31 protein-coding genes and 2 pseudogenes are annotated in these 26906 nt (G+C 63.5%); 17 read left to right on the forward strand and 16 right to left on the reverse strand.

Annotation, left to right across the window (positions count from 1 at the left end; genetic code table 11):
- Positions 1-115: 115 nt before the first annotated feature.
- Both V474_RS21315 and V474_RS21320 read right to left on the reverse strand, forming a co-directional pair.
- Entirely contained in the window at positions 116-1477 is a 1362-nt protein-coding gene (locus tag V474_RS21315; protein WP_007683476.1) for a hypothetical protein, read from the reverse strand.
- Positions 1474-2112, reverse strand: a complete 639-nt coding sequence (locus tag V474_RS21320; RefSeq protein ID WP_059153301.1) for a recombinase family protein — start codon at positions 2110-2112, stop codon at positions 1474-1476. The genes V474_RS21315 and V474_RS21320 overlap by 4 nt, the downstream gene beginning before the upstream one ends.
- An 83-nt stretch (positions 2113-2195) precedes the next feature.
- Here V474_RS21320 and V474_RS21325 point away from each other — a divergent pair, with 83 nt between their 5' ends.
- The 6 genes from V474_RS21325 to V474_RS21350 all read left to right on the forward strand — a co-directional run bounded on the left by V474_RS21325 (position 2196) and on the right by V474_RS21350 (position 7161).
- Positions 2196-5147: a Tn3 family transposase gene (locus V474_RS21325; RefSeq protein ID WP_228168062.1), complete on the forward strand. Its 2952-nt coding sequence runs from the start codon at positions 2196-2198 to the stop codon at positions 5145-5147.
- 310 nt (positions 5148-5457) lie between these two features.
- Entirely contained in the window at positions 5458-5847 is a 390-nt protein-coding gene (locus V474_RS21330) for a DUF3768 domain-containing protein (protein WP_021223019.1), read from the forward strand.
- 11 nt (positions 5848-5858) lie between these two features.
- The gene (locus tag V474_RS21335) at positions 5859-6146 is read left to right on the forward strand and encodes a hypothetical protein (RefSeq protein WP_030541545.1); all 288 of its coding nucleotides are present in this window, start codon (positions 5859-5861) and stop codon (positions 6144-6146) included.
- The gene (locus V474_RS21340) at positions 6143-6409 is read left to right on the forward strand and encodes a hypothetical protein (protein ID WP_008831641.1); all 267 of its coding nucleotides are present in this window, start codon (positions 6143-6145) and stop codon (positions 6407-6409) included. The genes V474_RS21335 and V474_RS21340 overlap by 4 nt, the downstream gene beginning before the upstream one ends.
- Before the next feature lie 21 nt (positions 6410-6430).
- Entirely contained in the window at positions 6431-6631 is a 201-nt protein-coding gene (locus V474_RS21345) for a hypothetical protein (RefSeq protein WP_020819821.1), read from the forward strand.
- Positions 6628-7161 (forward strand): hypothetical protein, encoded by a 534-nt coding sequence (locus tag V474_RS21350; RefSeq protein ID WP_037520606.1) that lies wholly within the window; start codon positions 6628-6630, stop codon positions 7159-7161. The genes V474_RS21345 and V474_RS21350 overlap by 4 nt, the downstream gene beginning before the upstream one ends.
- A 41-nt stretch (positions 7162-7202) precedes the next feature.
- Here V474_RS21350 and V474_RS21355 read toward each other — a convergent pair whose 3' ends face one another.
- Positions 7203-7493, reverse strand: coding sequence for a hypothetical protein (locus tag V474_RS21355; protein WP_008831821.1), 291 nt, complete (start codon positions 7491-7493; stop codon positions 7203-7205).
- Between the two features lie 465 nt (positions 7494-7958).
- Here V474_RS21355 and V474_RS21360 point away from each other — a divergent pair, with 465 nt between their 5' ends.
- From V474_RS21360 to V474_RS21380, 6 genes are all read left to right on the forward strand, one after another.
- Positions 7959-8195, forward strand: a complete 237-nt coding sequence (locus V474_RS21360) for a hypothetical protein (RefSeq protein ID WP_008831822.1) — start codon at positions 7959-7961, stop codon at positions 8193-8195.
- Positions 8196-8258: 63 nt separating this feature from the next.
- A complete protein-coding gene (locus V474_RS21365) occupies positions 8259-8531 on the forward strand; it encodes a hypothetical protein (RefSeq protein ID WP_236711375.1) in 273 nt (90 codons plus the stop codon).
- A gap of 62 nt (positions 8532-8593) precedes the next feature.
- The gene (locus tag V474_RS26330) at positions 8594-8743 is read left to right on the forward strand and encodes a hypothetical protein (RefSeq protein WP_169795121.1); all 150 of its coding nucleotides are present in this window, start codon (positions 8594-8596) and stop codon (positions 8741-8743) included.
- A gap of 39 nt (positions 8744-8782) precedes the next feature.
- A complete protein-coding gene (locus tag V474_RS21370; protein ID WP_001389365.1) occupies positions 8783-9547 on the forward strand; it encodes an IS6-like element IS6100 family transposase in 765 nt (254 codons plus the stop codon).
- A 110-nt stretch (positions 9548-9657) separates the two neighbouring features.
- Positions 9658-10116 (forward strand): AAA family ATPase, encoded by a 459-nt coding sequence (locus tag V474_RS21375; protein WP_236711376.1) that lies wholly within the window; start codon positions 9658-9660, stop codon positions 10114-10116.
- 17 nt (positions 10117-10133) lie between these two features.
- Complete coding sequence (locus V474_RS21380; RefSeq protein WP_059153302.1) at positions 10134-10415, forward strand: hypothetical protein; 282 nt, start codon at positions 10134-10136, stop codon at positions 10413-10415.
- A gap of 87 nt (positions 10416-10502) precedes the next feature.
- Here V474_RS21380 and V474_RS21385 read toward each other — a convergent pair whose 3' ends face one another.
- The 5 genes from V474_RS21385 to V474_RS21405 form a co-directional block, all read right to left on the reverse strand.
- Positions 10503-11414, reverse strand: coding sequence for a replication initiation protein (locus V474_RS21385; protein WP_059153303.1), 912 nt, complete (start codon positions 11412-11414; stop codon positions 10503-10505).
- 925 nt (positions 11415-12339) lie between these two features.
- Positions 12340-14016 carry a type IV secretory system conjugative DNA transfer family protein gene (locus V474_RS21390; RefSeq protein WP_059153304.1) on the reverse strand — a complete coding sequence of 559 codons (1677 nt, stop codon included), beginning with the start codon at positions 14014-14016 and terminating at the stop codon, positions 12340-12342.
- 6 nt (positions 14017-14022) lie between these two features.
- Entirely contained in the window at positions 14023-14328 is a 306-nt protein-coding gene (locus V474_RS21395) for a hypothetical protein (protein ID WP_059153305.1), read from the reverse strand.
- Entirely contained in the window at positions 14325-14543 is a 219-nt protein-coding gene (locus V474_RS21400; protein WP_059153306.1) for a conjugal transfer protein TraD, read from the reverse strand. The genes V474_RS21395 and V474_RS21400 overlap by 4 nt, the downstream gene beginning before the upstream one ends.
- 37 nt (positions 14544-14580) lie before the next feature.
- Positions 14581-14889: a conjugal transfer protein TraD gene (locus V474_RS21405; RefSeq protein ID WP_059153307.1), complete on the reverse strand. Its 309-nt coding sequence runs from the start codon at positions 14887-14889 to the stop codon at positions 14581-14583.
- Positions 14890-15062: 173 nt separating this feature from the next.
- Here V474_RS21405 and traA point away from each other — a divergent pair, with 173 nt between their 5' ends.
- Positions 15063-18188, forward strand: coding sequence for a Ti-type conjugative transfer relaxase TraA (traA, locus tag V474_RS21410; protein ID WP_059153308.1), 3126 nt, complete (start codon positions 15063-15065; stop codon positions 18186-18188).
- Positions 18189-18203: 15 nt separating this feature from the next.
- Positions 18204-18719 (forward strand): annotated as a pseudogene (locus V474_RS26705) (DUF6118 family protein); the annotation flags it as partial.
- 56 nt (positions 18720-18775) lie between these two features.
- Here V474_RS26705 and V474_RS21415 read toward each other — a convergent pair.
- The gene (locus V474_RS21415) at positions 18776-19540 is read right to left on the reverse strand and encodes an IS6-like element IS6100 family transposase (RefSeq protein ID WP_001389365.1); all 765 of its coding nucleotides are present in this window, start codon (positions 19538-19540) and stop codon (positions 18776-18778) included.
- A gap of 102 nt (positions 19541-19642) precedes the next feature.
- On the opposite strand from V474_RS21415, the gene V474_RS21420 reads away from it, so the two are divergent.
- Entirely contained in the window at positions 19643-20599 is a 957-nt protein-coding gene (locus tag V474_RS21420) for a hypothetical protein (RefSeq protein WP_021244631.1), read from the forward strand.
- 2 nt (positions 20600-20601) lie between these two features.
- Positions 20602-21714 (forward strand): transglycosylase SLT domain-containing protein, encoded by a 1113-nt coding sequence (locus V474_RS21425; protein ID WP_013041568.1) that lies wholly within the window; start codon positions 20602-20604, stop codon positions 21712-21714.
- Between the two features lie 20 nt (positions 21715-21734).
- On the opposite strand, the gene V474_RS21430 is transcribed toward V474_RS21425, so the two are convergent.
- From V474_RS21430 to V474_RS21445, 4 genes are read right to left on the reverse strand one after another with little or no spacing between them, the layout of a single operon-like run.
- Positions 21735-22034 (reverse strand): hypothetical protein, encoded by a 300-nt coding sequence (locus V474_RS21430; RefSeq protein WP_013041567.1) that lies wholly within the window; start codon positions 22032-22034, stop codon positions 21735-21737.
- A complete protein-coding gene (locus tag V474_RS21435) occupies positions 22027-22269 on the reverse strand; it encodes a hypothetical protein (RefSeq protein ID WP_013041566.1) in 243 nt (80 codons plus the stop codon). The genes V474_RS21430 and V474_RS21435 overlap by 8 nt, the downstream gene beginning before the upstream one ends.
- A complete protein-coding gene (locus V474_RS21440) occupies positions 22269-22595 on the reverse strand; it encodes a helix-turn-helix domain-containing protein (RefSeq protein WP_006964370.1) in 327 nt (108 codons plus the stop codon). Before V474_RS21440 ends, V474_RS21435 begins: the two co-directional genes overlap by 1 nt.
- Entirely contained in the window at positions 22592-22966 is a 375-nt protein-coding gene (locus tag V474_RS21445) for a type II toxin-antitoxin system RelE/ParE family toxin (RefSeq protein ID WP_013041565.1), read from the reverse strand. The genes V474_RS21440 and V474_RS21445 overlap by 4 nt, the downstream gene beginning before the upstream one ends.
- A gap of 421 nt (positions 22967-23387) precedes the next feature.
- Between V474_RS21445 and V474_RS25215 the strand changes: the two genes are divergently transcribed.
- On the forward strand, positions 23388-23642 hold the full coding sequence (locus tag V474_RS25215; protein ID WP_013041563.1) for a hypothetical protein: 255 nt from the start codon (positions 23388-23390) through the stop codon (positions 23640-23642).
- A gap of 18 nt (positions 23643-23660) precedes the next feature.
- Here V474_RS25215 and V474_RS21450 read toward each other — a convergent pair.
- The 3 genes and pseudogenes from V474_RS21450 to linX form a co-directional block, all read right to left on the reverse strand.
- A pseudogene (locus V474_RS21450) lies at positions 23661-24932 on the reverse strand (Tn3 family transposase); the annotation flags it as partial.
- Between the two features lie 51 nt (positions 24933-24983).
- On the reverse strand, positions 24984-25748 hold the full coding sequence (locus V474_RS21455; RefSeq protein WP_001389365.1) for an IS6-like element IS6100 family transposase: 765 nt from the start codon (positions 25746-25748) through the stop codon (positions 24984-24986).
- A 342-nt stretch (positions 25749-26090) separates the two neighbouring features.
- Positions 26091-26843, reverse strand: coding sequence for a 2,5-dichloro-2,5-cyclohexadiene-1,4-diol dehydrogenase LinX (gene linX / locus V474_RS21460; protein WP_082699945.1), 753 nt, complete (start codon positions 26841-26843; stop codon positions 26091-26093).
- Between the last annotated feature and the right edge of the window lie 63 nt (positions 26844-26906).

Consider the following 26906-nt stretch of genomic DNA (forward strand, 5'->3'; position numbering starts at 1 on the left):
ATGCTGCACCTGCGAGCAGCCGTGCGCAATACAAATCCGCAGGCACCGTTGGTGAAGGCGGCTCCAGTGTCTATCAGGCGGCCAGCATGTCCTTCATCGTTGCGGGGTCAAGCCGTCACCGGCGCAGTTCTTCGATCCCGAGTTCCTGCCATATCCACCCGAAGTCGTACGTCGCCATCGGATCATCGATGTCAGCGTGTCTCCCACTGAGATTTTCGAGATGTTTTAGCCACGTGGCGAGTTGGTCGCGTCCGGCCTTGCTGCCGGCGCATTGTCGCGGCGTTTTGTCGCCGAGCATCGGGACAGGCTCATCGAGGAGTGTCCGGTATTGACGATCGAGCATGCCGTGGACAAGCGGGGTGGCGACCTCGACCGGGATGTCCGGTGCCGGCTCCGACACGGTTCGTCCTTCCTGACGCGCAGCCATCGCCTGTTCGATCGTCTCGATCTCGGTCAAAGGTGTTCCCACCAGGGCGCCGAGCGCCTGGGTGACGAGTGCAACGCCGCGTTCTGCACGTTCGGCCGAGGTGACGGAGAGGATCAGAGCGCGGCCCTTGAGTTCCAGATTCCCAAGCACCGGCGTGCCGTCTTCCATTGACACACCCCACGCCATCTGGCCGGTGCCTTTCTTGCCCTGTTTTGTTCTGGTGCCGAGCCAGTTCCAGAAATGTGACGTTTCCCGCTGCAGGGCGGGCACGGTATCGAGGCGGTCGCCGATGAGTGCCTGCGTCGTCCCCCGCGTGAACGGAAAACGGACACGGTGGAAAACAACCTCCTCGCCATCGGCGTTATGCAGCGTGGGGATGGCGACAGGCTCGAGCATCCTGGGCAAGATGTCGAACAGCCAGACCATCGAGATGAGCGGCGCCAGGTCGCGCAGTTGATCATCGTCGATCACTAGTTTCGCGCGCGGGCCGCGCTTGCCCTGTCCCAGGCGCAATGCCTCGAGAAGGGCGCTGGTGGCTTCCGCTGTAAAGGACAGCAGGCCGCCTGCCAGGATCCTATGCCCGCTCACCGGAATGATGCGCACGCCGATCCGATCCCACGGGCCCAGCGTCCTGGACGCGGTGCGCTCGCGGACCTGGACGGGATCACCGCCCCGGATCAGATCTCGCGCGAGGAAGCCGACGCCGGGCTCGATCGCGCTGACTTCATAGACGCTCATGACGGAGGTCTTCAGCGCGCGCATGTAGAGCTTGTTGGGGCCGGCCTCGTTCCATCCGCGGCGCTTGAGATATTCGTCCACGATGTTGCGGCCATCGGGCTCGAAGACGCGGGTCACCAGGTCCTCGAACGCGCAGCCCCACAAGGTCATGGCCCAGTGATCCCCGATGATGCCGGGCAGTTCGTCGGAATCGATGTCGAACTGCGTGAGAACCGGCCCCAGATGATCGTCGAGCGCGTCATGCAGGTCGTCGGCCCACTCGGGCCGTGTCGCGAACTTCATCAGCCCGGTCAGGTCGTGGCCGCGTTTCATGCCGGTAGCTCCATAGTCTGTCGGTGCGCGGCGACGATGCGCGAAACGGTCGGCTCGCTGACATGATAGAGCCGCGCCATCTCGGCGCCGGATTTTCGTCCGGAGATGACGGACTCCGCGATCTCGCGCCGTTGCTTTTCGCCGAGTTTGCGCCGGCGTCCGCCGATCCGCCCTTCGGCGCGCGCCTGGGCGAGGCCGGCGGAGGTGCGCTCGCGGATCATGGCGCGCTCGAACTCGGCGAAGCTCCCGACCATCTGCATCATCATGCGACCTGCGGCCGTGGTGGTGTCAATCGCCTCGGTCAGCGAGCGGAAGCCCGCGCCCGCCGCCTCGATCCGCTCCATAATGTGCAGCAGATCCTTGAGGCTGCGCGATAGCCGGTCGAGTTTCCAGACGACGACGACGTCACTGTCGCGTAACTGGCCGATCATCTCCAGGAGCTTTGGCCGGTCCCAGCGCCCGCCACTGGCAATTTCCTCGAACACGCGCCTGCACCCAGCCGCGTCGAGGGCGCGGCGCTGGGCGGCGTTCGACTGCTCGTCACCCTTCGACACCCGCGCATAGCCGATCAGATAGGGTGCCCTGGTCAAATCCTGCCTTTCACAAACGGCCGTATCTGGAGGCGGAAACAGCATGCACCAATTTCCGCAGCCTTGGGTCTTTCACAATCCTCTTTCACTAAGCCAACAAAAGGCAAGAGGTTTTTGGAGGATGAAACATGCCCGCACGTATTCCGATGACCCAGCGGCAGCGCGCCGCGTTGCTTGCTTTGCCCGACAGCGAGGCGGCGGTGGTGCGACATCATGGCCTCGATGCCGAGGACCTTGCTGCGATCGGCTTCGCACGCACTCCGGCGACCCGCTTGAGCTATGCCCTGCAACTCTGCTGCCTGCGCTATCCGGGGCGACATCTGCGCACAGGCGAGCTGTTGCCTGCAATCATGCTCGACCACATCGCCGAACAGGTCGGAGTGGATGCAGGCGTCGTCGCCGACTTCGCGCGGCGAGCGCCGACCCGCTACGATCAGCTTGCCGCCATCAAGGCGCGCTTCGGATTCACCGATCTGAGCCGGCCAGCGCGCGGCATCATGATGACTTGGCTGGAAACCGAAGCCATGGCTATCGTGGACGGGCGCATTTTGCTTGATCGATTGCTGGACGAGCTGCGCACGCGACGCATCGTCATCCCTGGCATCAGCGTCGTTGAGCGGATGGCGGCCGAGGCGATGCTTCGGACGGAAACCGATCTGGTCGCCGCGGTCGATGCTAAACTCGATGCGGATATGCGTCAGCGTCTCGATATGCTGATCGATGAGAAGGTACATGACCGGCAGAGCCGCTTGTCCTGGCTGCGCGAACCAGAGCCCCGCGTCGCGTCAGCCTCGCTTGCCGAAATCCTCGAGAAGGTCGCGATAATCCATAGGACCGGTATTTCCAGCATTCCGGTCGATCCCCTGCACGAGCCCCGCCTGACGCAGTTCGCCCGCGAAGGCGTGCGATATACAGCCCAGGCTTTCCAACAGATGCGCGTCTCCCGCAGGCGGGTCATCCTGCTTGCAACGCTGCGCGAGATGGAGGCCACGCTTACCGACGCGGCGATCGCCATGTTCAGCGCCTTGATGGGACGCGCTCACCTTCGTGCTCGCAAACGCCTGGAGCAGAGGGTCGCGATTTCGGGACGCGAAGGCCGCGATCGGCTGATGCGGATCGCCACTGTGCTGGAAACAGTTAGCCAGGCAGCACGCGCCGGCGGAGATATCGGTGCGGCCCTCAGGGATATCGTGCCTCTCGACATGCTCGATGCTGATGCCGCAATCATCCGTCGTACCGCGGCACCTCACAGGGACGATGTGCTGAGCGAGATCGCAGCCGAATACCGGACCTTCAAGCGAACAGGGCCTCTATTCCTGCAAGCGCTCGATTTCCACGGTCGGGCCGGCACCGCGGCATTGCGCGACGCGATGGCGATCCTGTCGAATCTTGATGGCGACTGGCGCAAGCCCCTCCCTGCCGACGTTCCGCTCGGTCATGTCGAGCGGCGCTGGCACCGCCATGTCGTGGTCGCCGGCAAGATCGACCGGACGCACTGGGAGATGGCGACTTACGGCGCGCTCACCAATGCACTGGCCTCGGGTGATATCTGGGTGCCGAGGTCAAGGCTGCACAGGTCGCTGGACGTGCTGCTCGCGCCGTTATCCGGCGCAGCGCTGCAACCGCCGTTCTCGCTCGGTAATCCACACGCATGGCTCGATCAGCGCGCCGCGCAGCTCGACAGCGCCTTGCGCGACGTCGCCCACAATCTGGCCGGACGCGATGCTGCCCTGTTCGCTGGCGAGCGATTGCGATTTCCCAAGGAACTGAAGGACGATGATGCCAGGCACGACGAAGGACGGCGCCTGACGCTTGCCTGCTACGACATGCTGCCTGCCACGCGTATCACCGACGTGTTGTCGCAAGTCGAACGCTGGACCGGCTTCACCCGGCACTTCGGGCACGTCTCGACCGGGTTGCCGCCTGGCGATGAGCAGGCCTTCCTCGCCACTCTGATTGCCGAAGCGACCAATCTTGGGCTGTCGCGCATGGCCGAGGTATGCGGCGCAGGGTCACGCCGCGCGCTGCTGCGCATGCAGACATGGCACATGCGCGAGGAAACCTTTCGGGCGGCGCTCGCCTGTCTGACCGACGCCATCCACGCCGAGCCGATCGCCGCCTGGTTTGGGCAAGGACACCGGGCTTCCGCGGATGGCCAGGCCTTCTACCTGGGCGGGCCGGGCGAAGCCGGCGGAGCGGTCAACGCCCATTATGGTCGCGACCCAGTGGTCAAGATCTACACCACCATCACCGACCGCTACGCGCCGCTGCACCAGACGGTGATCGCCGGCACGGCAGGAGAAGCCATCCATGCGCTCGATGGGCTCCTCGGCCATGACAGCAACGCCGATCTGACCGCGCTGCACGTCGATGGAGGCGGCGTTTCCGACATCGTATTCGCGACGATGCATCTCCTCGGGCTCGATTTCGAGCCGCGCATTCCTCGCCTGTCCGACCGGCGCCTCTACGCTTTCGAACCCTCGAAGCGCTATGGCAGGCTTGCGCCACTGTTCGGTCACAGGCTCAACCGGGACCTGATCGTCAGCCACTGGCCCGATATTGAACGTGTCATTGGCGCGATCCGTCACCGCACCGTCACGCCATCGTTGATCCTGAAGAAGCTGTCCGCCTACCGCCAGCAGAACAGCCTCGCTGCGGCGCTGCGGGAGATCGGGCGGATCGAGCGCACGCTGTTCACGCTCCGCTGGTTCGAGGATCCGGCTCTGCGCCGTACCGTCACTGCCGAGTTGAACAAGGGCGAGGCCCGCAACAGCCTTGCCCGGGCGGTCGCCTTCCATCGGCTCGGCCGTTTTCGCGACCGTGGCCTGGAGAACCAGCAGACCCGAGCGGCCGCGCTCAACCTCGTCACCGCAGCGATTATCCTGTTCAACTGTCGCTATCTGGGGCGCGCCGTCGACGAAATGCGTCGTCGAGGAAGCCCCATCGATCCAGCTATGCTGTCCCGGCTCTCGCCGTTGGGTTGGGATCGCATCAATCTCACCGGCGATTATGTCTGGTCCGATCACCTCGATCTCGACGCCAACGGCCTCATGCCGCTGCTCATCAAACCGCTACCGTGAATCCGTGTCCTGATAATGCACAGGGGCCACATAGGATCGAGCGGCCCAGGGCCGCGCCTTGCCAGTGGTGGCAGCTGCCACCGGGGAACACCAAGGGCACCCGCCCTTTCGTTCCCGAAGCATAATCGACAGGACCGGGTTGCACGCCAAGTTCGGCCAGTTCCGGCGCGCTCGCGCGCGCCGGGGCCTCCCTAACCGTGCCGCCCGCACCACTCCCATCGATTTTGCTTCCCCCTCCCCATCCCGCGCTTCGCCAGCGGGTCAGAGCCGCAGGCCGCAGGCAGCGGCTTCGCCTAAAGGAGTGAGGAAAATGGAAGCGACAACTGACCAGATCGCCACCGTCGCGGCGCTGAACGACATTGCGCGGCGAACGATGGGCGTGACTTGTCGCACCGTGATTACGCAAGGCATCGCGGCGCTGGACGAGAATACGCAGACCGACATTCTCAAGATGATCGAAGGCTTTGAGGATTTCACACCCGACAACGACCCGCACGGCGAGCATGACGCTGGTTTCCTTTATCGCGATGTGATCGGCCAATGGCATACCCGCTGGACTGACGACAGCACGCGCCCAGCCCTCTCGGTCATGTGGAAGTTCGACTATTACGACCGCGATCTTGAATTTGGCAGCGCCGAACCGTGGAATCCCGATGCCACAACCCGCGTGCTCACCATTCTCCTAACCAGTGAATATTGAGGGAGGCCATCATGACCAAATCGCCCCCGGTTATCGAGCTTAGCTGGCGTGATGAGAATTATGGTTCCGTCTGCGCCGTCGCCGCTTTCCGCAACTATGCGGGCACACTGGATTGGAGCGACCGCACCCACCAGCGGTTTCGCGGATGCCTGAAACGTGCAGGCTTCGCGTTCCATTGGGGGCGATGCAGCTATATCGCCACCAGCGGCACCCGCGAAGAGAGGCAGCACGCCCTTTGTGACGAGCTGGCCCGCGCAGGATTCCAGATCGACAGCGGCGACGTGAGGGCAGAGGCATGAACCGCGAACGCCGCAAGCAGATCGCCGCCGCCCGCGTGCTGATCGACAAGGGCAAAGCCCTGTTGGATGAGGCGCGCGACATGCTTGAAACCGTCAAGGATGACGAACAGGCCGCCCGCGAGAATCTACCACCCAGCCTTGAGGACAGCGAACGTGCGCAGGCGATGGACGCCGCAGTTTCCGAACTGGAAAGCGCGATTTCAGCCCTTGAAGACTTCGACGCCGACGAGATCGGCACAAACCTCGACACCGCCAGCGAATAGGAAGGATTGACCATGCAACCCATGCGCCACCTAGATCGAGACACGCGCCGCGCCCGCCTTCTGGCGGCGCGCACGCGCCCCGTCGGCGGCATCAACCGGCGCGGCATCTTCACCGGCCATTGGGACGGCGGCGATGTTGTGCGCCAGTTTCGCGGCGACAACGGATCATGGATCGGCCTTGCCGCCTACAAGGCGAAAGAAGAGCCGGAGCCGCAGCCATGAAAATCAGCAACACGGCGAGCGCCGTTCGCGTCACCCTCTCGCCTACCGAGATCAGCGATTTGCAATTTGTGATCGAGGCGGCCGAGCGCGCGGGGCATTATATGCCCGCGCGCGTCCCCAACATCATGGCGGCGCTGACGCGCAGCGCCGACGATGTTCGGATGAAACAGGCGATGAAGCGGGCGGAAAAAGATCGCGTAACGCGGATCGAGCAGGACCGGCGCGCGCGCGAACGCCAATTCATGCTAGGCGACCGATACAGCGTCATGGCGAGCCGCGCCGACTACGCCGATGCGTCTTCCGATCCGGACGCGCGCCAATGGGTTGACCTAGTGTTTCATGAAATCATGCAGAGGCCGCTTCCCGATCAATACGAACTCCGGCGCGACGTGTGGCGTGTCCACGTTGTCCAACTGGACGGCGGCACGCTCGGCGCTGTTGTAGGCGGCGATTGCACTCAAACCGCCGACCCCGCCGAAATTGCTTCCGTAGCGGAGCAGCTGATCGCCCGCTTCGAGGGCAGAGCTTGACGCGCGTGGAGCGGTGGCAGCTGCCACCGCTCCAGAGAGATCTAGAATTTGGTGATGAGAGGCAGCAGCGCCGCCGCTTGGCTTCCCAGGACCGGCACCCAATAATTCGCGGCGCGGTAATCAGGGCCATGATCGACCGCCATCACCCCAAAGACATATCCGATCATCGGCAGCGTCCACAGCAGACGCCCGCCCAGGTCCACGCCCATCAACACCAGCGCAACGCCGAGCACGGCCCAAAGCGGAATCAGTCGTTCCATGATTTCGCGATGACGGACTATTCGCCATGCGCTTTCCCGGTCATCGGCGCTAACCTGCGATACGAGGCCCATAGCTTCCCCTTTTCATCAACGGTCGCCGGCGATCATCCAATGGCTTCACGAAAATGTGAAGAGCGTTTCGCGCGCATTGTCGTCAATCCGTTGTATAGCCTTCATCGAGCGAGGGCGAAGGACTGTGACAGCGGCCTTTCGCAAATCCTCTCGCTCAAAGGAGGTGATGTGATTTGACAGCATATGAAGCAGCTCAATTGACGATCGCAGCCGTCGCGCTCGTGATTGCAATTGTGAAGCTGGGGAAGTCCGATAAGGGCTGATCCAGCGGGGCGGGTGGTCTGACAGGGCCGCCCGCCCTAAAAGTTTGAACCCGCCGTGTGACAGCACGGCGGGTTCAGGTAGGTGCGTGAAATGAATCAGCACACGAAGCATTGCCTATATAGCCCTTTTCCCTTGCCAATCCAATAGCCGGCGTGCGCGCGGCGCGTTCCCCTCCTGTTCCGTTTGGCGCATAAGCGCCCAATGGCCGCGAACTACAACCGCCCCAAGCCCATTGATCCTATCTGGTATCGGCAAGGCTGCTATCTGCGCATCCAGTGCGCTTGCGGTCGCCGCGTCGTCGCCCCGCTGGGCGACTTCGCCCGCTCACGCCGCATTTCTTTCGATACCCGCATATACGAACTCATCGCGCGGCTTCGGTGCAGCCAGTGCCGCCGCAAACCTTATGCGGACGTGTCGCGCAACCGCTCGGGCAATTAAACTGACGGAGGATCCGATTACTCGGATGCTTCCGGCGCTATCCGTTGGGCATGGGGCGCGCGCGTGATCGAGACGATGGCCGACCAGATCGACGCCGCCGCGCCGCTGAACCGGATGCACATCAAATTGTTTAGAGCACTGAAAGCGGCTAATCTGTCCGACGACGCCGCAGCGGAAGTTGTAGAGGCTATTGAGGAGTATATCGCCGTGAAGGTTCAGGAGGCGAACAAGGGAATCGAAAGCAAGCTGACGGCGCAAACTTGGGTCATCGGCAGCGTCGGTTTCGTCCTCGCAGTCATTGGCCTCGCGCCCGCTTTCATCAAACTGTTCCAGTAAGACAAAGGGAGGCTTTGGCCTCCCTTTTTTTGCCGAACCGCCCGATTGTCAGGAGACGCAAATTGACCGACTTCGCACAAGCACGGCTCGATATGTTCGAGAGCGGCTTATTCGGCCAGGGCAATGCTTTCTGGCGCTGGATCGCCACGGACGAGGCGCGGCCCTATCTGGCTACGTTCGCCGCCGATCGGGCTCTGTTGCAAAAATCGTGAAGCTTGAGCATGCTTGGCGGAGATTGGACGGACGGAACGATGACGGATTTCAAGTGGCGCCATTTCCAGGGTGATGTGATCCTGTGGGCGGTGCGCTGGTATTGTCGCTATCCGATCAGCTATCGCGACCTTGAGGAAATGCTGGCGGAACGCGGCATTTCGGTCGACCATACGACGATCTATCGCTGGGTCCAGTGCTACGCCCCGGAGATGGAGAAGCGGCTGCGCTGGTTCTGGCGGCGTGGCTTTGATCCGAGCTGGCGCCTGGATGAAACCTACGTCAAGGTGCGGGGCAAGTGGACCTACCTGTACCGGGCAGTCGACAAGCGGGGCGACACGATCGATTTCTACCTGTCGCCGACCCGCAGCGCCAAGGCAGCGAAGCGGTTCCTGGGCAAGGCCCTGCGAGGCCTGAAGCACTGGGAAAAGCCTGCCACGCTCAATACCGACAAAGCGCCGAGCTATGGTGCAGCGATCACCGAATTGAAGCGCGAAGGAAAGCTGGACCGGGAGACGGCCCACCGGCAGGTGAAGTATCTCAATAACGTGATCGAGGCCGATCACGGAAAGCTCAAGATACTGATCAAGCCGGTGCGCGGTTTCAAATCGATCCCCACGGCCTATGCCACGATCAAGGGATTCGAAGTCATGCGAGCCCTGCGCAAAGGACAGGCTCGCCCCTGGTGCCTGCAGCCCGGCATCAGGGGCGAGGTGCGCCTTGTGGAGAGAGCTTTTGGCATTGGGCCCTCGGCGCTGACGGAGGCCATGGGCATGCTCAACCACCATTTCGCAGCAGCCGCCTGATCGGCGCAGAGCGACAGCCTACCTCTGACTGCCGCCAATCTTTGCAACAGAGCCCCCTCACCTTCACCCAGCTTCGCGCCGAGCGGCTTGGGCAAGCGGGCTATACCGCCGTGGCGCTCACCGGCGCTGCGCTGCGCAGCCAGGTCCGCCAGCTCGCCAGCAAATATGACGATATCATCATCGACGTCGGCGGGCGCGACACCGGCTCGCTGCGCGCCGCGCTCACCGTCGCCGACACGCTCCTGGTGCCGGTGCAGCCGCGCAGCTTCGACGTGTGGGCGCTCGATCAGGTGTCGGCGCTGGTCGCCGAGGCGCGCGAGATCAACGAGGGCTTGCGCGCCGTCGCTGTGCTGAACGGCGCGGACGCGCAAGGGGCCGACAATGAAGCCGCCTTGGAGATGATCGGCGATATCGACGGCATCGAAGTGCTGCCCACGTCGATCGTGCGGCGCAAGGCGTTCCCGAACGCGGCGGCCGAGGGCAGGGCGGTTATCGAGCAGACCCCGCGCGACCCCAAGGCGATAGACGAATTGACGGCGCTGATCGGCGCGGTTTGTATATCAAGATAATATCGGAGTGCGTGTTAATGGCTATCGCCCGTAAACCGAACAGCAAGCCCAAGCCGCCGATCGACGAGGCGGCGGCCGATGCCTTCATAGCTGGCGCGGCGAAGCCCGAGGCCGCGCCGATCGCGACCGAGGCCGACGAGGCGGGGCAGGGGGGCGAGCCGCGCAAGTCGCCGGTGATGCTGCGTTTCGATCGCGCGCTTCTCGCCAAGGTCGATGCTGCGGCCAAGCGGCGCGGGATCAGCCGGAGCGCGTGGATTCAGTTCACCGTCAGCCGCGCGCTCGATGCCGGCGAAGGATAGGGCCGGCGAGGGATAGACGCGGCGCGGGCCGAGCTGCCGAAGGCTAGGCGGCCCTAGCGCGCGAAAGGTGAGTTTTGGGGTAGGTCCTCACCGTTCGGCCGCTGGCGCGCTGAAATCCACCAGCACCGGCATTTCGGGTATGTCGCCGCGCAGCTTCGCGCGCCGCACGATGCTATGCTGGTCGATCAGGTTTTGTGCGTCGCGGCGGCCGCTCATGGTTTTCGGGAGCCACATCATCGAAACCCGCTCGACCTTGCGGCCTTTCTTGATCGGCGTGAACTCGACCCAGAAGGGACAGAGCTTGTTGATTTCGTCCTGCGCGACCTTGAGGCAGTATTTGTTGAAATCGGCGAAGCGCTCCAACTTGCCTTCCGGCACGTTGAGCAGCCCGCGCAGCTCCGCAATCGCGAACTCTTCGCTTTGCTTGTATTCGAGGCCGATCCGCCGTTCGATCATTTCATAGAGGCACAGCGCGTATTTCGACTCGAAGCAATACATCACTTGCGTCTTAAGGCGGGCATAGACCTCGCTGTTACGCAATATCTCGATCAGTTCTTCGGGAATCCGGTAATAGAGGAAGCCGTCTTTTTCGAGGCTTTCGTCGCTGGGGCCGAGAAGCTGGACGCGGCGCTTGTAGCTCTTGCCGGCCTTGCGGATGGTGACGATCGCGATCGTGCCCATCAGGCGCAGCAGCGAGCTTTCTATGCGCTCATTGCCCTGATGCGTTCCCTTGAGCGCGGATTTGGCGATGCGATGAATGACCGGCTCGCCGATCCGGTCCCAGGCGTTCGCGATCAGCAGATTGTAGATTCGCCGATCGGCGAGGGTGAGGGGCGACAGCTCAACAATATCGACCAGCTCGCCGGGTTTGACGATTTCCCCGTAATTGGCGGGATCGAACGGATTTCCGCGCCCCTTTTGGGCGAGCGTGAGGGCGGTTTCGTCACCCGAGGCAGTCTTTGCCTTGCCTTCCTTCACTGGTGAGTTTGCTAAAGCCATGCCCTCACCTTAACAGCAACGGTGAGCTAGGCAAATCCTAAAGCTCGCCGATCGCGATCAGGGGAGGGGCTACCCCAAAACTCACCGTCGATTTGGCGGATACCCCAAAGCTCACCGGACTCGACCCCAACACTCACTTTTACCGACCCCAAAACTCACCGAAGGCCACCCCAAAACTCACGCGACTCGACCCCAACACTCACTTTTCGAGGCCATTTTTCCAAGTTTTCTGCGGGTTTGAGGCACCCTGAATCTTGAATCTAAGAAGAATCTTTGAATCAGAAGGCGAACGGTGAGTTTTGGGGTATCCCTGCCTGTGGATAACTCTGAGCCAGCGGCACCGACACGCCCGAAGAAGAAGAAAAGCACCGCCTCTTGGGGCTTCGCCCCGCCGGCTCGCGGCCTTCGGCCGCCCCGGATCGCTACGCGATCCTCCCACCCGGCATCCCCATGATGAGCCGGCTTCGCCGGCACGCTTTTGATGATTTGGGGATGAAGGCAAGCCTCGCGCTCCTATCGCAAGCACACCGCCTAAACCCAGCGTTGCAAATGGCTTTCCAGAAAAGCCAAGCGGATAGGGCCACGCTCGATCGGAGAGGGCAGGGGACGCGGAAACGTCCCGGCAGGGGCGATTTCCGGGCCGCACAACGCGATTCCGACCGTTGAGCAGGGTTTCGGACGTCGAAACCGCCCATGACGCTCTACGGGCTTCCCAGGCGGCCGATTTTTCCGCCCCGAGATCTACCGCCGCGCGATATGCGAACGGTGAGCCGATACCCCAAAACTCACCTTTCGCACGCCAGAGCGCGCTTTTCCGCGCTTTCAGGCGATTTAGCTGGGTCATGATGTGCGCGGAACGCCATCACTTCGATATTGTTTGTATATCGGAACGATGGCGATTTGACGGGCTGCCGTTTAAACGCCCTCACGCCTTGTCGAAGCGGCCCGCGAACTCGCGATCGGCATAGTATTTGAGCTTGGCGGCGACGATCGGCCGTTGCCCCGCGAGGAACAGGAGCTGCAAATTGTCGCGCAGCGTGCGGACTTCATCAGGCGTGAGCAGGGGTCGCGCGACATGCTGGACGCCGAACGATATGCCGGTTTCGTCGCTGTCGATCGCGCGGCTCATGGTCTCGAACACGACCGTCTCCTGGCCGAGCAGATCGGAGACGAGCTTGGCGCTGTCGTGATCGTTGACGCCGAATATCTGCAAGACGCCGGCGTTGGATAGGAAGGTGCCGGCGCGGCGCTCGTAGAGCGCGCGGAGCTGGTGAACGTCCTGCAAGATCGGCCAGAGCTGGATGCCGTAGCCCGCCATCAGGCCCATCGCGCGCTCGACGGGTTCGAGACGGCCCAGCGCGGCAAATTCATCGAGCAGGAACAGCACCGGGCGGGCAGGGGAGGCCGGCGCGCGGGCGAGATCGGTCAGCCCTTGCGCCAGCATCAGGCGCAGCCAGCGGGCATAGGTGGCGAGCCGATCGGGCGGCAGCACCAGATAGACGGTGGTGGCGCGCACCTTCACGTCGGCGAAGGTGAAATCCGACTTTCCCAGCACCGCCGACATGCGCGGGGAATCGAGGAAATGGGTATGGCGTTGCGCGGCCGACAGCACGCCGGCCGCCTCGCGGTCGGACTTGCCCAGGTGGCGGTTGGCGGCACGCGCGATCAGGCCCCGCGCCTGCGTGCTGCGCGACATTTCCCGGAGCATCTTCTGGAAATTGTCGGGCGCGAAGGTGAGGCAGTCGCGCAGGGCTTCCAGCGTGCGATCCTCGCCTTGCGCATAGCTGTCGCAGGCCACCCACAGGAGGATGCCCGCGATCAGCGCCTTGGCTTCCTCGTTCCAATGCGCCTCGCCGGCTTCGCCGGGAGCGTCATAGACCAGCGCGTCGGCCAGCGTCATGGCGTCGTCGGCGAGATCGAGGCCGTCCGGGTCGAGGCGATCGAGCGGGTTGAACGCGGCGGCGGGTAGGCCGGTGACGCCGAACGGGTCGAGGACATGGACCGGGCCGAACTTCGCGCGGTGGCGGGCGGTGATGCGGGCATTCTCGCCCTTGGGGTCGATGCAGACGACCGGGCCGGGATAATCGAGCAGATTGGGGATGATGGTGCCGACACCCTTGCCAGTGCGCGTCGGCGCGATCGTCAGCAGATGGGAGGGGCCGGCATAGCGCAACAGCTTGCCCGACTTGCGATCACGGCCGATCAGTAAGCCGTCGCCATTTTGGGCAAGGGGCTTTGTCTCGCGATCGGTGGCGAAGCGGGCCGAGCCGTGGGTGTCGTCGCCGGCAGGACCGCCATAGCGCAGGATCAGCGGTTGGAAGAGGGCGCGCAGCGTGACGAGGATGATGACCAGGCCCGTCAGCATCGTCACGATCTGGTAGATATGGGAGTCGCGGGGCAGGCCGAGCAGCTTGCCGAGGATCAGCGGCACGCCGAGGCCCAGCACCAGGCCGGTGATGAGGAACAGGACCACGACGCCGAACAGGTGGCGGATGAGCACGACCGGGCTGGTGACGAGGGCCGTGACCGCCCATATCGGTTGCTCGCGCGCGATGCGGGCGAGGTTGCGGATTGCGCGGCCGAGCTGGCGGAACCATTCCATAGCCGCTTACCTGTCGCCGGCGATCGTCGCCGCCCCGATCGTCGCCGGCGTGATCGCCAGCGCCGGGTCGGCGTCGGGATGATCGAGCAGCTTGAGGACGATCGCGGTGGCGAGGGGAGGGGGCACGGCTTCCTCGCGCAGCATGTCGAACAGTACGTGTTCGTCGGCGTCGAGGTCCATGCCTTCGATCGCGAGATTGGCGCGAGCTTCGGCATCGCCTTCGCGCCACATCGCCATTTCGGCGGAGGTGCCGCGCACATAATCGAGCGCGCGGACCTGGGCGCGGATCGCTTCGACATCGAGCCTGTTCATGGTGCCTCCCTTGCTTCCGCTTCCGCGTCGAACGCGCGCTTGCCCCGCCGCTTCCAGAGCGCCAGCGCATTGCTCTCGTCGCGCGCGCGGGCGGCCAAATCGAGCAGCGCGCCGTAGAGGGTAGCGCGATCGTCGTCGGCCAGCTCGACGAGGCCGGCTTTCTGGACGAGGCCGCCCAGCTCTATGAGGTGGCGCGTGCGTTCGCGGCGGGCCACGACCCATCCCCTCGTATCGGTGCGGCGCGCGGCGGCTTCAAGCCTGTTCCTCGCCTGCGTTAGCTTGGCTTCCGCCTTCACCGTTGCCGCCAGCGCGTCGGCCAGCCTTGCGCCCGCGACCTTGAAAGAAGGCCGCGCCATCGGAGCGCCACGCCTCCCGGTTTCCCTCAACCTGCGCTTCGGCGACGATATGGAGCAGCGCGCCGGCCAGCACATCGGCGTCGAGCGCATCGGCTCCGGTGGACGTGACGAGTTCGCCGAGCTGCTGGACTTTCTTCGCCTTGATCGCCCTGGCCTTGTCGCCGAGTGCTTTCAGCTCCGCGTCATAGTCGCGAACCTTGCGCATATTCTCTCCCTCGCGCCCAGGAATGGAAGCCGCAGCGTAGCACGATCGCGGTGGCAGGACAGCGGTTCCATCAAGAAATGCGGCGAAGTCAATCATGCGAACGGCAGAGAGTGTGAGTGCGCGCTTATACGTCGTTGCCGACGTGCGCTAAGAAAGGCAGTATAGAGGCTGTCATGGCGATCTACCATTTCTCGGCCAAGGTCATCAGCCGCGCCAACGGATCGAGCGCCGTTGCCAGCGCGGCCTATCGTGCGGCGGAACGGCTGCACGATGACCGGCTAGGGCGCGACCATGATTTCTCAAACAAGGCCGGCGTCGTCCATTCGGAAATCTTGGCTCCCGAGGGTGCGCCGGAGCGTTTAAACGATCGCGCGACCTTGTGGAACGAGGTTGAGGCCGGCGAGAAGCGCAAGGACGCGCAGTTGGCGCGCGAGGTGGAGTTCTCGATTCCGCGCGAGCTGAACCAGCAACAGGGCATCCAGCTCGCCCGCGATTTTGTCGAAAAGCAGTTCGTCGAACGCGGCATGGTCGCGGACATGAATGTACATTGGGACATGGGCAAGGACGGGCAACCCAAGCCGCACGCGCATGTCATGCTGTCGATGCGCGAGGTTGGCCCGGAGGGCTTCGGCCAGAAGGTGCGCGAGTGGAACAGCACGGCGCTGTTGCAGGAATGGCGCGTGGCCTGGGCCGATCATGTCAACGAGCGGTTGGCCGAGCTGGATATAGACGCCCGCATAGATCACCGGACGTTGGAGGCGCAGGGCATCGACCTTGAACCCCAACACAAGATCGGGCCGGCGGCGTCGCGGATGCCCGAACAGGGGCTTGAGGCCGAGCGGGTCGAGGACCATGCCCGGATCGCGCGCGAGAATGGCGAGAAGATCATCGCCAATCCGCAAATCGCGCTCGATGCGATCACCCGGCAACAGGCGACGTTCACGCGGCGCGACCTCGCGCAGTTCGCGTTTCGGCACAGCGACGGCAAGGATCAGTTCGACCAGGTGATGAGCGCGGTGCGGACCTCGCCCGAGCTGGTGGCGCTGGGGACGGACGGGCGCGGCGAGGACCGCTTTACTTCCCGCGACATGATCGAGACGGAGCAGCGGTTGGAGTGCGCCGGCGATCGGCTTGCGGATCGGGCGGGGCATGGTCTCTCGGCGGCATCTCAAATGGGGGGGCGAGACACCGCCGAGAGTGGAAGCCTTGCGCTGGGAGGCCAGCAAAAGGACGCCCTGGCGCATATCACTGGCAAGTCGGACCTTGCAATCGTCGTCGGCTATGCCGGCACCGGCAAATCGACCATGTTGGGGGTTGCGCGCGACGAATGGGAGCGCGCCGGCTATCAGGTGCGCGGCGCGGCCCTGTCCGGCATCGCGGCCGAGGGCTTGGAGGGCGGCTCCGGCATCCAGTCGCGCACGATCGCGAGCATGGAATATCAGTGGGACCAAGGCCGCGAGCTGCTAGGCCCGCGCGACGTGCTGGTGATCGACGAAGCCGGCATGATCGGCACGCGCCAGATGGAGCGCGTATTGTCCGAGGCCGAGCGGGCAGGGGCGAAGGTGGTCCTAGTCGGCGACGCCGAGCAGTTGCAGGCGATCGAGGCGGGCGCGGCGTTCCGGTCCCTGGCCGAGCGCCACGGCGCGGCCGAGATCAACGAGGTTCGCCGGCAGCATGAGGACTGGCAGAAGGACGCGACGCGGGCGCTGGCGACGGGCAGGACCGGCGAGGCGATCCATGCCTATGCCGAGCATGGCATGGTCCACGCGGCCGAGACGCGCGAGGCGGCCCGCGCCGAGCTGATCGACACATGGGACGCGCAGCGGCTTGCCGATCACGACAAGACGCGGATCATCCTCACCCACACCAATGCCGAGGTTCGGGATTTGAATCTCGCGGCGCGCGATCGGTTGCGCGACGCCGGCGAGCTGGGGCAGGACGTGCGGATTTCGGCCGAGCGGGGCGCGCGCGAGTTCGCGACCGGCGATCGCATCATGTTCCTCAAGAATGAGCGCGGCCTTGGCGTGAAGAACGGCACGCTGGGGAAGGTCGAGCGCGTGTCGCCCGACAGCATGGCCGTTCGCCTTGACGATGGCCGCAGCGTCGCGTTCGACCTCAAGGATTATGCCCATGTCGATCATGGCTATGCCGCGACCATCCACAAATCGCAGGGCGTGACGGTCGATCAGGGGCATGTGCTGGCGACGCCGGGGATGGACCGCCATGCCGCCTATGTGGCGTTGTCGCGGCACCGTGACGGGGTGCAGCTCCATTACGGCCGCGACGACTTCGCTGACGATCGCCGGCTTGTCCGCACGCTGTCGCGCGAGCGGGCGAAGGATATGGCGTCGGATTATCCGATGTATCGGGACCGCGACGCCGAGGTTCAGTCGTTCGCCGATCGGCGCGGCCTGTCGGGCGAGATCCGATTGCCGGATGCGCCCGAGCGGAAGGGTGTGGAGTTTCTTGGCCCGCGTGCTGGCACCATGCGCCAGATGGGCGAAGATCCACGCCCGCGCGAGATCGGCGAGGGCCGCGGCGCAGGGGATGCGAAGGCCGCGGCCGAGCGACAGCCGCGGCGCGGCATGTTCGACGGCTTGAAGCTGTCGGCCGAGCCGGCGAAAGTGGCCGAGCCAGCGCAGGACGCGAAGGAAAAAGCGGCTCCCAAGCGGGGCATGTTCGATGGGCTGAAACTGTCGTCGCGCACGCCGACGCCGGCGAAGGAAGCCCCGGCGCGTGCCGAGCAGGGCCATACCCATGATTTCCGGCGCGCGGTCGAGCGGGCTTCGCGTTCGGCCGAGGCGGTGTTGCAGGCGCGCGCATCGGGCGGGCCGGTGCTGGAACATCAGAAGGTCGCGCTCGAGCGCGCGACCGACGCGCTGGACCAGATCAGGCCGGGAGCCTCGCGCGACCTCGCATCGGCGATGCAGCGCGATCCGGCCTTGCTGCGCGACGCGGCGGCGGGGCGAAGCGGCCCGATGATCGAGGCGATGCGGCAGGAGGCGCGCGTGCGCGCCGATCCCAACTTGCGCGCCGATCGGTTCGTGGAGCGCTGGCAACAGCTCTCCCAGGACCGCGACCGGCTTTATCGCGCCGGCGACATGACGGGCCGCGAGAAGGCCGGCAAGGAAATGGCGGGCATGGCAAAGAGCCTTGAGCGCGATCCCCAGGTGGAATCGATCCTGCGCGACCGCTCGCGCGAGCTGGGGCTTGAGATCGGCATGAGCCAGAGCCGCGACCTTGGCCGCGAATTGTCGCGGGGGTTGGAGATCGGCCGCGATCGAGGAATGAGTCGATAGGGAGAGAAAACGAATATGGACGAGGATGACCGGGAAGGCGAGGACGGCGCGGCGCGTGCGTTCGCCCAGCTAGGGCGCGAGGTGTCGTTGCTGCGCGCGGCCGTGGAGGGTTTGACCTCCGCGCGCGAGAACATCGACATTCCCGACTATGAGCCGACGCTGGAGCGCACCGAAAAGATATTGGCGGCGTTGGTCCACCAGATCGACGGCCTCGCCAAGAAACCGGCGATGACGCTCACCCCGGAGACGATGGGGCAGCGTTTAAACGCTTCGGTCGCCGATGCGACGCGGGAATTGCAGCACCAGGTTCAATCGGCGAAATCGGCGATGGCGGGTGCGGCCCAGGACCTGCAAAACATGGTCGCATCCGCGCGCCGGGGCGACGAGCAGAATATGTGGCTGATATGGGCCGGCGTGGGCGGCCTGGTGTTCGGATTGTTCCTCTATGCGCTGATGGGCGGGCCGATCGCGCGTCTCGCGCCGGCGAGCTGGCAATGGCCCGAGCGTGTGGCGACGCGCGTGCTGGACGAACCGGCTCTGTTGCAAAGATTGGCGGCAGTCAGAGGTAGGCTGTCGCTCTGCGCCGATCAGGCGGCTGCTGCGAAATGGTGGTTGAGCATGCCCATGGCCTCCGTCAGCGCCGAGGGCCCAATGCCAAAAGCTCTCTCCACAAGGCGCACCTCGCCCCTGATGCCGGGCTGCAGGCACCAGGGGCGAGCCTGTCCTTTGCGCAGGGCTCGCATGACTTCGAATCCCTTGATCGTGGCATAGGCCGTGGGGATCGATTTGAAACCGCGCACCGGCTTGATCAGTATCTTGAGCTTTCCGTGATCGGCCTCGATCACGTTATTGAGATACTTCACCTGCCGGTGGGCCGTCTCCCGGTCCAGCTTTCCTTCGCGCTTCAATTCGGTGATCGCTGCACCATAGCTCGGCGCTTTGTCGGTATTGAGCGTGGCAGGCTTTTCCCAGTGCTTCAGGCCTCGCAGGGCCTTGCCCAGGAACCGCTTCGCTGCCTTGGCGCTGCGGGTCGGCGACAGGTAGAAATCGATCGTGTCGCCCCGCTTGTCGACTGCCCGGTACAGGTAGGTCCACTTGCCCCGCACCTTGACGTAGGTTTCATCCAGGCGCCAGCTCGGATCAAAGCCACGCCGCCAGAACCAGCGCAGCCGCTTCTCCATCTCCGGGGCGTAGCACTGGACCCAGCGATAGATCGTCGTATGGTCGACCGAAATGCCGCGTTCCGCCAGCATTTCCTCAAGGTCGCGATAGCTGATCGGATAGCGACAATACCAGCGCACCGCCCACAGGATCACATCACCCTGGAAATGGCGCCACTTGAAATCCGTCATCGTTCCGTCCGTCCAATCTCCGCCAAGCATGCTCAAGCTTCACGATTTTTGCAACAGAGCCCCGCAACGGGCGAGGGTTCGTCTCTCCAAGATTTAGGGACCATGCTTGTCTTCGCGGTCGTCCTTCTGGCGCTCGTAAACAAGGTTCCCGCGATGGTCGGGGGCGTTATAAGCGGCGGCTCGATCCACGCGGCGGGCGGTATCGGAGCCTTTGGGGCAGGGGCCGCGCTGGGTGCTGCCGGGATGGCCGCTGGGGCGGCGGCCACGGGTGGGGCTATGATCGCTGCTGGCGCGATGAACGCTGCGGGTGGAGCCAGCGCGATCAAGGCCGCCTTCGCTGCCGCTGGTGGGAGCGGTGGTGAAGGCGGCCAAACCGGCATGGGAGGCGGGCAACCGCTTTCGTCGGCGGGCGACATGCCGGGAGGCGGCGATAACGGCGGCGGCGGTGGCGGTGGGGGCGGCGGCACGCCCCTTAGCGTCGCTATGGGCGGCGATGGCGGTTCCCCCCCGGCCAATGACAACAGCGGCCTTCAAGGCGGCTCGGAAGCCGCCAGCGCGGGCGGCGGCACGGCTGCAAGCGCCGCTGCGGGTAGCGAGGCGGCCGATCGTGAAGACGGCAACGGCGGCGGCGCTGCCGGTGGCTCGCCTGCGGGGGAGGGGGAGGCCAGCTCCGCCAGCTCGCAAGGTGAAGGCGCGCCCGAAAGTGGCGACACTGGCGGCACGCAACGCACCGGCCTTAGCCGTGCGGCGAAAACCGCAAGCATCCTCGGCGGCGCTGCCGCTGGTATGGCGGTGGGCGCTTTGAAAGAGCGGGTGGGAAATACGGTGGGCGGCCGACTGGCGGCCAATATCCGCGCGTCGGCCGCCTCGGCATCGTCGGGAAGTGAAACGCTCGCTCCCGCGACCGGCGCGGGCAGTCCCGCCAGCTCGTCCGATTCATCGCCACCCCCCACGGCGCAATTCGCGGGCGATACCATTTCGGCCGCCCGTGATGCGGGCGACATGGAGACGCCAGAGGATGAAGTTGCGGCCTTCGTCCAGAGAAGGGGGGACAGCTAATCATGGCCGCTGATCTGCCTCCGGTTGTCATAGAAGAACGGGTGCAATGCTCGATCGCGGCGGCGCTGCGCTATAACATTCCGGCGAACGTCATGCTGGCGGTCGCGGAACAAGAGAACGGTCGGCCCGGCGCGCGCGTCCAGAACACCAATAACACCGCCGATCTTGGCTCGATGCAGCTCAATTCCAGCTATATTCAATCGCTGGCACGCTACGGCATCCGGCCCGAATATGTGCTTGCGGCGGGGTGCTATCCCTACAACCTCGCTGCATGGCGTATCAGAAACCATATCCGGGATGACAAGGGCGACCTGTGGACGCGGGTTGCCAATTATCATTCCCGAACGCCGGTCCATAATGCCCGCTATCGGGCGCTGATTATGGCGAAAGGTGCGCGCTGGGAGGCGTGGCTTTCCTCGCGCTATAATACCTACAGCGTGAACGGCATCCCGGTAAGCGGCGGCGCTCCTGCTGCGCGATCGGCCTCGATCCCGCTCACGATCACGGCGGCCGACGCGACGGGCGGGGGCCAGCTCGCGGCGCAACCGGCGATCGTCCAGCCCCAAGGCAGCGCCGACGCCTCGGCGGGCTATGTCGCCTCGATCTTGGCCGCTGCGTTCAATGCTCGCATAACCGATACGTGGCGGGCGCTGGAAGCCAATTACGGGGCCGCCAACAGCTTTCACAAATATGGGCAGGCGGTGGATTTCGTGCCGCGTGCCGGGCTGCACACGATCACGCGCGAGCAAATCCGCGCCGTGATGGCGCAACATGGTATTCGCGTGGCGGAGCTGCTGGGGCCGGGGGACCGGGGCCATGCCGATCATTGGCATCTGGCTTTCTATACCGGCGATCAGACTCGGCCGCTCGATCGCGCTCAAATTGTCGTCGCCAGAGCGGAACGCGGGGTAGGGGGCCTAACCTCGGCGGCCGTGCAGCCGATGGCCAGCTATGAGGCTGCGCCAGCTCCACAAGCCCGCGTCATGGCGGCTCGGCCGAACGCCGCGCCTATTTCCGTTGCGGTGAATTTCCGGCGCGACATGCTGCATCCTTCGCCTACCGATCCCACGGCGGACCCGCGATTTATTCCGCGCACAATCACCGCCAGCAATTGAAGCGACGGCGCGCTAGGCGCTCAATTCGGCAAGCCGGTGTGGGCGCTGATCCCCATCCCGGCCAGCTCCTCAATGAGCCAGTCTCGAAAGTCCGAAATGGATTTCGCGCCTTCGGCCCTCAAGGCGGCAACGTCTTCCTCTTTGAAACTCCAATCGTCCTTGCCGATGTGGCGCAAGGCGCGCCAAACGCAATGCTTCTGATAGCTGTAGATCGCGCAACGGAGATACCCGCGAACGATCTTTTCCATAGCCGCATCGTCATTGCGGTGGCGATCTAGCAATGCGTCAAGGTCGGCTACGGACGGATTGGGATCAAGCATGGTCGGCCTCGATCTGTAGGGCGAGCTGGGCGAGGCGATCGGGAGCAAGCAAGTCGTCGGCCGCAAGGTCGATAGCGAAGGGTTCGCCGGGTTCGGGCGGCCGTCGATCGGCGGCGAAAGCGGCAAGATAGGGTTGCGCCGCGTCGGTTTCGATCCAGCGCCAGAAGGCAGGCCCTTGGCCGAATAGCCCGGCCTCGAACATATCGAGCCGGGCTTGCGCGAAATCATCGCACATTAGGCGAAGTGGATCACGGCCGATTCAGTGGTCCGCCCCTGCGGGCGCACGACAATATCGACCTTGCAGCCAAGCCGGGTGAGCATGGCTAGAAGCCGCTCAACCGAGACGCTGCGGAACTGGCCTCGCAGGATGCGCGACAATTCCGGTTGGGTAGATCCCGTAACCTTGGCGGCGGCGATCTGCGTCAACTTCCGCTCCTGCATGGCCTCGGCCACACGGGTAACGAGCTGGGCTTTCAAAAGGTGGGTGTCGGGGTCGGCAAAGCCTAGATCGGCAAAGACATTGCCGCTGCCTTCCTCAATGATTTCGTCCTGTGCGCTCATGCTGTGCCTCGCGGGGTCTGGTGTTGCCGGTGATGCTCCTCGGCGGATTTCAGCCGCGTTCGGATCAAATCCATATCGGCCTGCGGCGTGGCCTTGCCCTGCTTGGATTTCTTCTGGAAGGCGTGCAGGACATAGACCGCCTCCGCGAATTTGACCGTATAGACCGTGCGGAACGTATCGCCTTGGTGGTCGTCTATGATCTCGACCACGCCAGCGCCGCCAAAGCCCTTCAACGGCTTAGTGCTGGCGTGCTGCCCGCCTTGCTGCGCAAGGTGCAGGGCATAGCCCATTACGTCCTGCACATCGTCCGGGAACTCCCGAAAATCGCGCTTTGACGATGCCACCCATCGAACCGGCCGTTCCGTATCCATCGCGGCTATTATGCACAAATATACATAGCCCGCAAGCGGAAATTATGCGCGTATGTGCATATTGCCAGCTCGCTATGCCGATTGAGGCGACCGCGATCGGGGCGGCTCAATCGAGCGCCCTGCGCGACGAATGTATCAACGCCGGGGATGCAGGGCCGTAATTTTATGCTAGAGGCCCGGCGCGGCCCACGCCCCCCAATTTGTGCGGCCGTCCACTTCCGACGATGGCCCGCAAGGACTAGCCATCGTCGGAAGACCAACAAACAATCTAGCCGATGCCACGCGCCGCCCCTGTCCGGGCAGGCGAGGGCTGCTTGCCGTTGTAATAAAATTACTGCTCAATCTGGCCCTAGTTGCGCGTGCAATTTCCCTATTGTTGAGTCATCGTCCTCCCTACAGCGACCGAAAGGAGGACTAGGCTATGGTTGATTCTTCCAATATCTATCGAGAGCAACAGAAAGCGGTTGCCCTAGAGTTCATGGAAAAAGCTCTTGCGATACTCGTTGAGGTCGATGATTCAGCCGCAGATTGTTATCTGCAACAATCAATAGATACGTGCATGGCGTCACCGCGCATGACATTTCCCGAAGATGAATTTTGGGATTGTGTTGATGAATTGCCACATTTGACCGATCGCGTCTTGTTCCTGCATCGGCAGAACGGGGTCGGTACATAGAACGGACCCAGATATACGCTAAGGTTTCGCCGGACCTTCGACGGCGTGCATCTGGCGAAGCGGCCTGAGGGCGGACGATGGCGCATCGGGGTCGGTCCAAAGATAATCGCCGGTGAGGTTGATGTGCTGCCATCCGAGCGGCGAAAGGTGTTGCAACAGGTCCGGCGGGACCGACCGGCCGAGACTGGCAAGATGCATGCGGGCGGCTTGCAGGTAGGTCGTGTTCCACAGGACGATAGCACCGGCGACGAGGTTTAGCGCGCTCGCCCGATGGGTCTGGGCTTGCAGGGCGTGATCACGGATGCGGCCGATCCGGTGGAAGAAGATGGCGCGTTTCAGAGCATTTTCGGCCTCACCCTTGTTGAGTTCGCGGGTTGCGCGGCGCCGCTGTTCGGGCTGCTCGATCCAGTCGAGTGTAAACAGGGTGCGCTCGACGCGGCCGATCTCGCGCAGTGCCAAGGCCAGGCCATTGGCCCGTGGATAGGAGCCGAGCCGTTCCAGCATGATCGATGCACTCACGACGCCGGTGCGGATCGAGGTGCCCAAGCGCAGCACGTCGTCCCAGTGTGCGGCGATCAGGGCCTCGTCGATCCTGCCCGCGACCAGCGGCGCGATATCTGGGCCAGGTTCGATTCCGTTGAACAGGTGAAGCCGGCGCGCGGCGATGTTAGGGATGCGCGGCGCGAACCGGAATCCAAGTAGATGGCATAGCGCAAACACATGGTCGGAAACGCCCCCACCATCGACGTGATGCTCCTCAATGTGCAGATCGGCACCATGATGGAGCAGCCCGTCCAGCACCTGCGCCGCCTCGCTTGCGGATGCGGAGATGACGGTGGAATGAAACGGCGCGTAGCGATCCGAGACATGGCTGTAGAAGGAGACAGCAGGCTCCGCCCCCTTGTGCGGATTGACTGCGCCGGTCGCCTGAGCACGGCGATCAAGCAGGAAGTTCTGACCGTCCGAACTGGACGAGGTCCCGGACCCAAACAGGGCGGCGAGCGGCGCGGTGTGCTGGGCATTGACCAACCGGGCGAGAGCCCTACCGTAGGTTTCCTCGCGTAAATGCCATGAGGCGAGCCAACTGAGTTGGCGTTGGGTCACGAGATCGCAGGCTTCTGCCATGCGCTTATGGCCAAGATTGGTCGCATCGGCGAGCACCGCCGTCAGGATAGCGCGGGGTTCATCGGCAACCCGACCGCTTTGCAGATGCGTGAAGCACTGGCTGAAACCGGTCCATCGATCGACTTCAGCAAGGAGATCGGTGATGCGGATCGCGGGCAGATGGGCTCTGTTGCAAAGATTGGCGGCAGTCAGAGGTAGGCTGTCGCTCTGCGCCGATCAGGCGGCTGCTGCGAAATGGTGGTTGAGCATGCCCATGGCCTCCGTCAGCGCCGAGGGCCCAATGCCAAAAGCTCTCTCCACAAGGCGCACCTCGCCCCTGATGCCGGGCTGCAGGCACCAGGGGCGAGCCTGTCCTTTGCGCAGGGCTCGCATGACTTCGAATCCCTTGATCGTGGCATAGGCCGTGGGGATCGATTTGAAACCGCGCACCGGCTTGATCAGTATCTTGAGCTTTCCGTGATCGGCCTCGATCACGTTATTGAGATACTTCACCTGCCGGTGGGCCGTCTCCCGGTCCAGCTTTCCTTCGCGCTTCAATTCGGTGATCGCTGCACCATAGCTCGGCGCTTTGTCGGTATTGAGCGTGGCAGGCTTTTCCCAGTGCTTCAGGCCTCGCAGGGCCTTGCCCAGGAACCGCTTCGCTGCCTTGGCGCTGCGGGTCGGCGACAGGTAGAAATCGATCGTGTCGCCCCGCTTGTCGACTGCCCGGTACAGGTAGGTCCACTTGCCCCGCACCTTGACGTAGGTTTCATCCAGGCGCCAGCTCGGATCAAAGCCACGCCGCCAGAACCAGCGCAGCCGCTTCTCCATCTCCGGGGCGTAGCACTGGACCCAGCGATAGATCGTCGTATGGTCGACCGAAATGCCGCGTTCCGCCAGCATTTCCTCAAGGTCGCGATAGCTGATCGGATAGCGACAATACCAGCGCACCGCCCACAGGATCACATCACCCTGGAAATGGCGCCACTTGAAATCCGTCATCGTTCCGTCCGTCCAATCTCCGCCAAGCATGCTCAAGCTTCACGATTTTTGCAACAGAGCCCTGTTGCTCATCCTGTGCCTCCTAAATAGCTTGAGCGCGCAATTCAGACCCGCGTCGCTGAGGGTTCTTTTTTCCGATGCACAACAACTGGGCCGATCACCGGACCTTGATCCAAGCACAATTACCAGTTGGTAGTCAAGCTGGATTCTGAGGAACCGGACCGAAAAGTGAGACTAAATGTCCAAGTCCCCTGGCCCGCTAATGCTGCCCCTTTGCGCGCGGCACGCAGCCGCGCGCTTTCACTTTCTAATGCTGTGTTTTCACAAATAATATCAATGAGTTCAAACACCCACGGACCAGCCTCCGTCAATCGGCAGATCCACGCCAGTAATATATTTCGCCTCGTCAGAGGCCAGAAAAAGCGCGCCGTTGGCAATGTCGATCGGGTCACCGAGCTTTCCCATGGGGATCTGGCTTGTCTGCTGCTTCAGCACGTCAGGGGGGACATTCGCCGTGATCGGCGTGTTCATTACGCCGGGCACGATCGTATTCACCCGAACGCCGCGGTCCACAAACTCCAGCGCCGCCGCCTTGCTCATGATGCGCACGGCCGCTTTGGTGGCACAGTAGCTGGCATTGCCGGCGGTGGGAAACATGCCGAGCAACGAACTGATGTTGATGATCGAGCCATTGCCCGACTTCACCAGCTCGGGGATTGCCGCCTTGATTCCGAGGAAGATAGCAGTCTGATTGACCGCCACCATCTTGTTCCAGCCTTCAATGCTCTCCTCCTCGAAGCCGCCAGGATGAATGATACCGGCAGTGTTGGATAGAGTCGTAAGCCCGCCAAAAGCCTCGACGGCAGCGGCAATCGCATTATTCCAGCTCGCCGCATCGGTAACATCCAACCGAATGAAGAGCGCATCGCCACCAGCAGCCCTGATTTCGGCTACGACGCCCTTGGCCATCTCTTCATTGAGGTCGCCGATTACGACCTTGGCGCCTTCTTCCGCGAAACGCTTCGCCTGAGCGGCGCCGAGCCCGCTCGCTCCACCCGTGATGAGCGCAACCTTGCCTGCGAGTCTGTTAGCCATTCTTCATCCTCCGAAAATGCTCAACTGCGCGAATTGACTTCGCTTCAGCCTTGACCACATCGC

Origin of the sequence: Novosphingobium barchaimii LL02, from assembly GCF_001046635.1 — a bacterium.
Lineage (GTDB): Bacteria > Pseudomonadota > Alphaproteobacteria > Sphingomonadales > Sphingomonadaceae > Novosphingobium > Novosphingobium barchaimii.

Excerpts from the sequence above, each read along its gene's own strand:
- V474_RS21405 (WP_059153307.1), bottom strand. The coding sequence starts at position 14,889 with ATGCGCAAGGTTCGCGACTATGACGCGGAGCTGAAAGCACTCGGCGAC.
- V474_RS21385 (WP_059153303.1), bottom strand. The coding sequence starts at position 11,414 with ATGGCTTTAGCAAACTCACCAGTGAAGGAAGGCAAGGCAAAGACTGCC.
- V474_RS21350 (WP_037520606.1), top strand. The coding sequence starts at position 6,628 with ATGAAAATCAGCAACACGGCGAGCGCCGTTCGCGTCACCCTCTCGCCT.
- V474_RS21415 (WP_001389365.1), bottom strand. The coding sequence starts at position 19,540 with ATGACGGATTTCAAGTGGCGCCATTTCCAGGGTGATGTGATCCTGTGG.
- V474_RS21335 (WP_030541545.1), top strand. The coding sequence starts at position 5,859 with ATGACCAAATCGCCCCCGGTTATCGAGCTTAGCTGGCGTGATGAGAAT.
- V474_RS21325 (WP_228168062.1), top strand. The coding sequence starts at position 2,196 with ATGCCCGCACGTATTCCGATGACCCAGCGGCAGCGCGCCGCGTTGCTT.
- V474_RS21370 (WP_001389365.1), top strand. The coding sequence starts at position 8,783 with ATGACGGATTTCAAGTGGCGCCATTTCCAGGGTGATGTGATCCTGTGG.
- V474_RS21360 (WP_008831822.1), top strand. The coding sequence starts at position 7,959 with ATGGCCGCGAACTACAACCGCCCCAAGCCCATTGATCCTATCTGGTAT.
- V474_RS21445 (WP_013041565.1), bottom strand. The coding sequence starts at position 22,966 with ATGGATACGGAACGGCCGGTTCGATGGGTGGCATCGTCAAAGCGCGAT.
- traA (WP_059153308.1), top strand. The coding sequence starts at position 15,063 with ATGGCGATCTACCATTTCTCGGCCAAGGTCATCAGCCGCGCCAACGGA.
- V474_RS21340 (WP_008831641.1), top strand. The coding sequence starts at position 6,143 with ATGAACCGCGAACGCCGCAAGCAGATCGCCGCCGCCCGCGTGCTGATC.
- V474_RS21430 (WP_013041567.1), bottom strand. The coding sequence starts at position 22,034 with ATGCTTGATCCCAATCCGTCCGTAGCCGACCTTGACGCATTGCTAGAT.
- V474_RS21425 (WP_013041568.1), top strand. The coding sequence starts at position 20,602 with ATGGCCGCTGATCTGCCTCCGGTTGTCATAGAAGAACGGGTGCAATGC.
- V474_RS21395 (WP_059153305.1), bottom strand. The coding sequence starts at position 14,328 with ATGAACAGGCTCGATGTCGAAGCGATCCGCGCCCAGGTCCGCGCGCTC.
- V474_RS21315 (WP_007683476.1), bottom strand. The coding sequence starts at position 1,477 with ATGAAACGCGGCCACGACCTGACCGGGCTGATGAAGTTCGCGACACGG.
- V474_RS21420 (WP_021244631.1), top strand. The coding sequence starts at position 19,643 with ATGCTTGTCTTCGCGGTCGTCCTTCTGGCGCTCGTAAACAAGGTTCCC.
- V474_RS21455 (WP_001389365.1), bottom strand. The coding sequence starts at position 25,748 with ATGACGGATTTCAAGTGGCGCCATTTCCAGGGTGATGTGATCCTGTGG.
- V474_RS21390 (WP_059153304.1), bottom strand. The coding sequence starts at position 14,016 with ATGGAATGGTTCCGCCAGCTCGGCCGCGCAATCCGCAACCTCGCCCGC.
- V474_RS21380 (WP_059153302.1), top strand. The coding sequence starts at position 10,134 with ATGGCTATCGCCCGTAAACCGAACAGCAAGCCCAAGCCGCCGATCGAC.
- V474_RS21355 (WP_008831821.1), bottom strand. The coding sequence starts at position 7,493 with ATGGGCCTCGTATCGCAGGTTAGCGCCGATGACCGGGAAAGCGCATGG.
- V474_RS21330 (WP_021223019.1), top strand. The coding sequence starts at position 5,458 with ATGGAAGCGACAACTGACCAGATCGCCACCGTCGCGGCGCTGAACGAC.
- V474_RS21345 (WP_020819821.1), top strand. The coding sequence starts at position 6,431 with ATGCGCCACCTAGATCGAGACACGCGCCGCGCCCGCCTTCTGGCGGCG.
- V474_RS21435 (WP_013041566.1), bottom strand. The coding sequence starts at position 22,269 with ATGTGCGATGATTTCGCGCAAGCCCGGCTCGATATGTTCGAGGCCGGG.
- V474_RS25215 (WP_013041563.1), top strand. The coding sequence starts at position 23,388 with ATGGTTGATTCTTCCAATATCTATCGAGAGCAACAGAAAGCGGTTGCC.
- V474_RS21440 (WP_006964370.1), bottom strand. The coding sequence starts at position 22,595 with ATGAGCGCACAGGACGAAATCATTGAGGAAGGCAGCGGCAATGTCTTT.
- linX (WP_082699945.1), bottom strand. The coding sequence starts at position 26,843 with ATGGCTAACAGACTCGCAGGCAAGGTTGCGCTCATCACGGGTGGAGCG.
- V474_RS21320 (WP_059153301.1), bottom strand. The coding sequence starts at position 2,112 with ATGCTGTTTCCGCCTCCAGATACGGCCGTTTGTGAAAGGCAGGATTTG.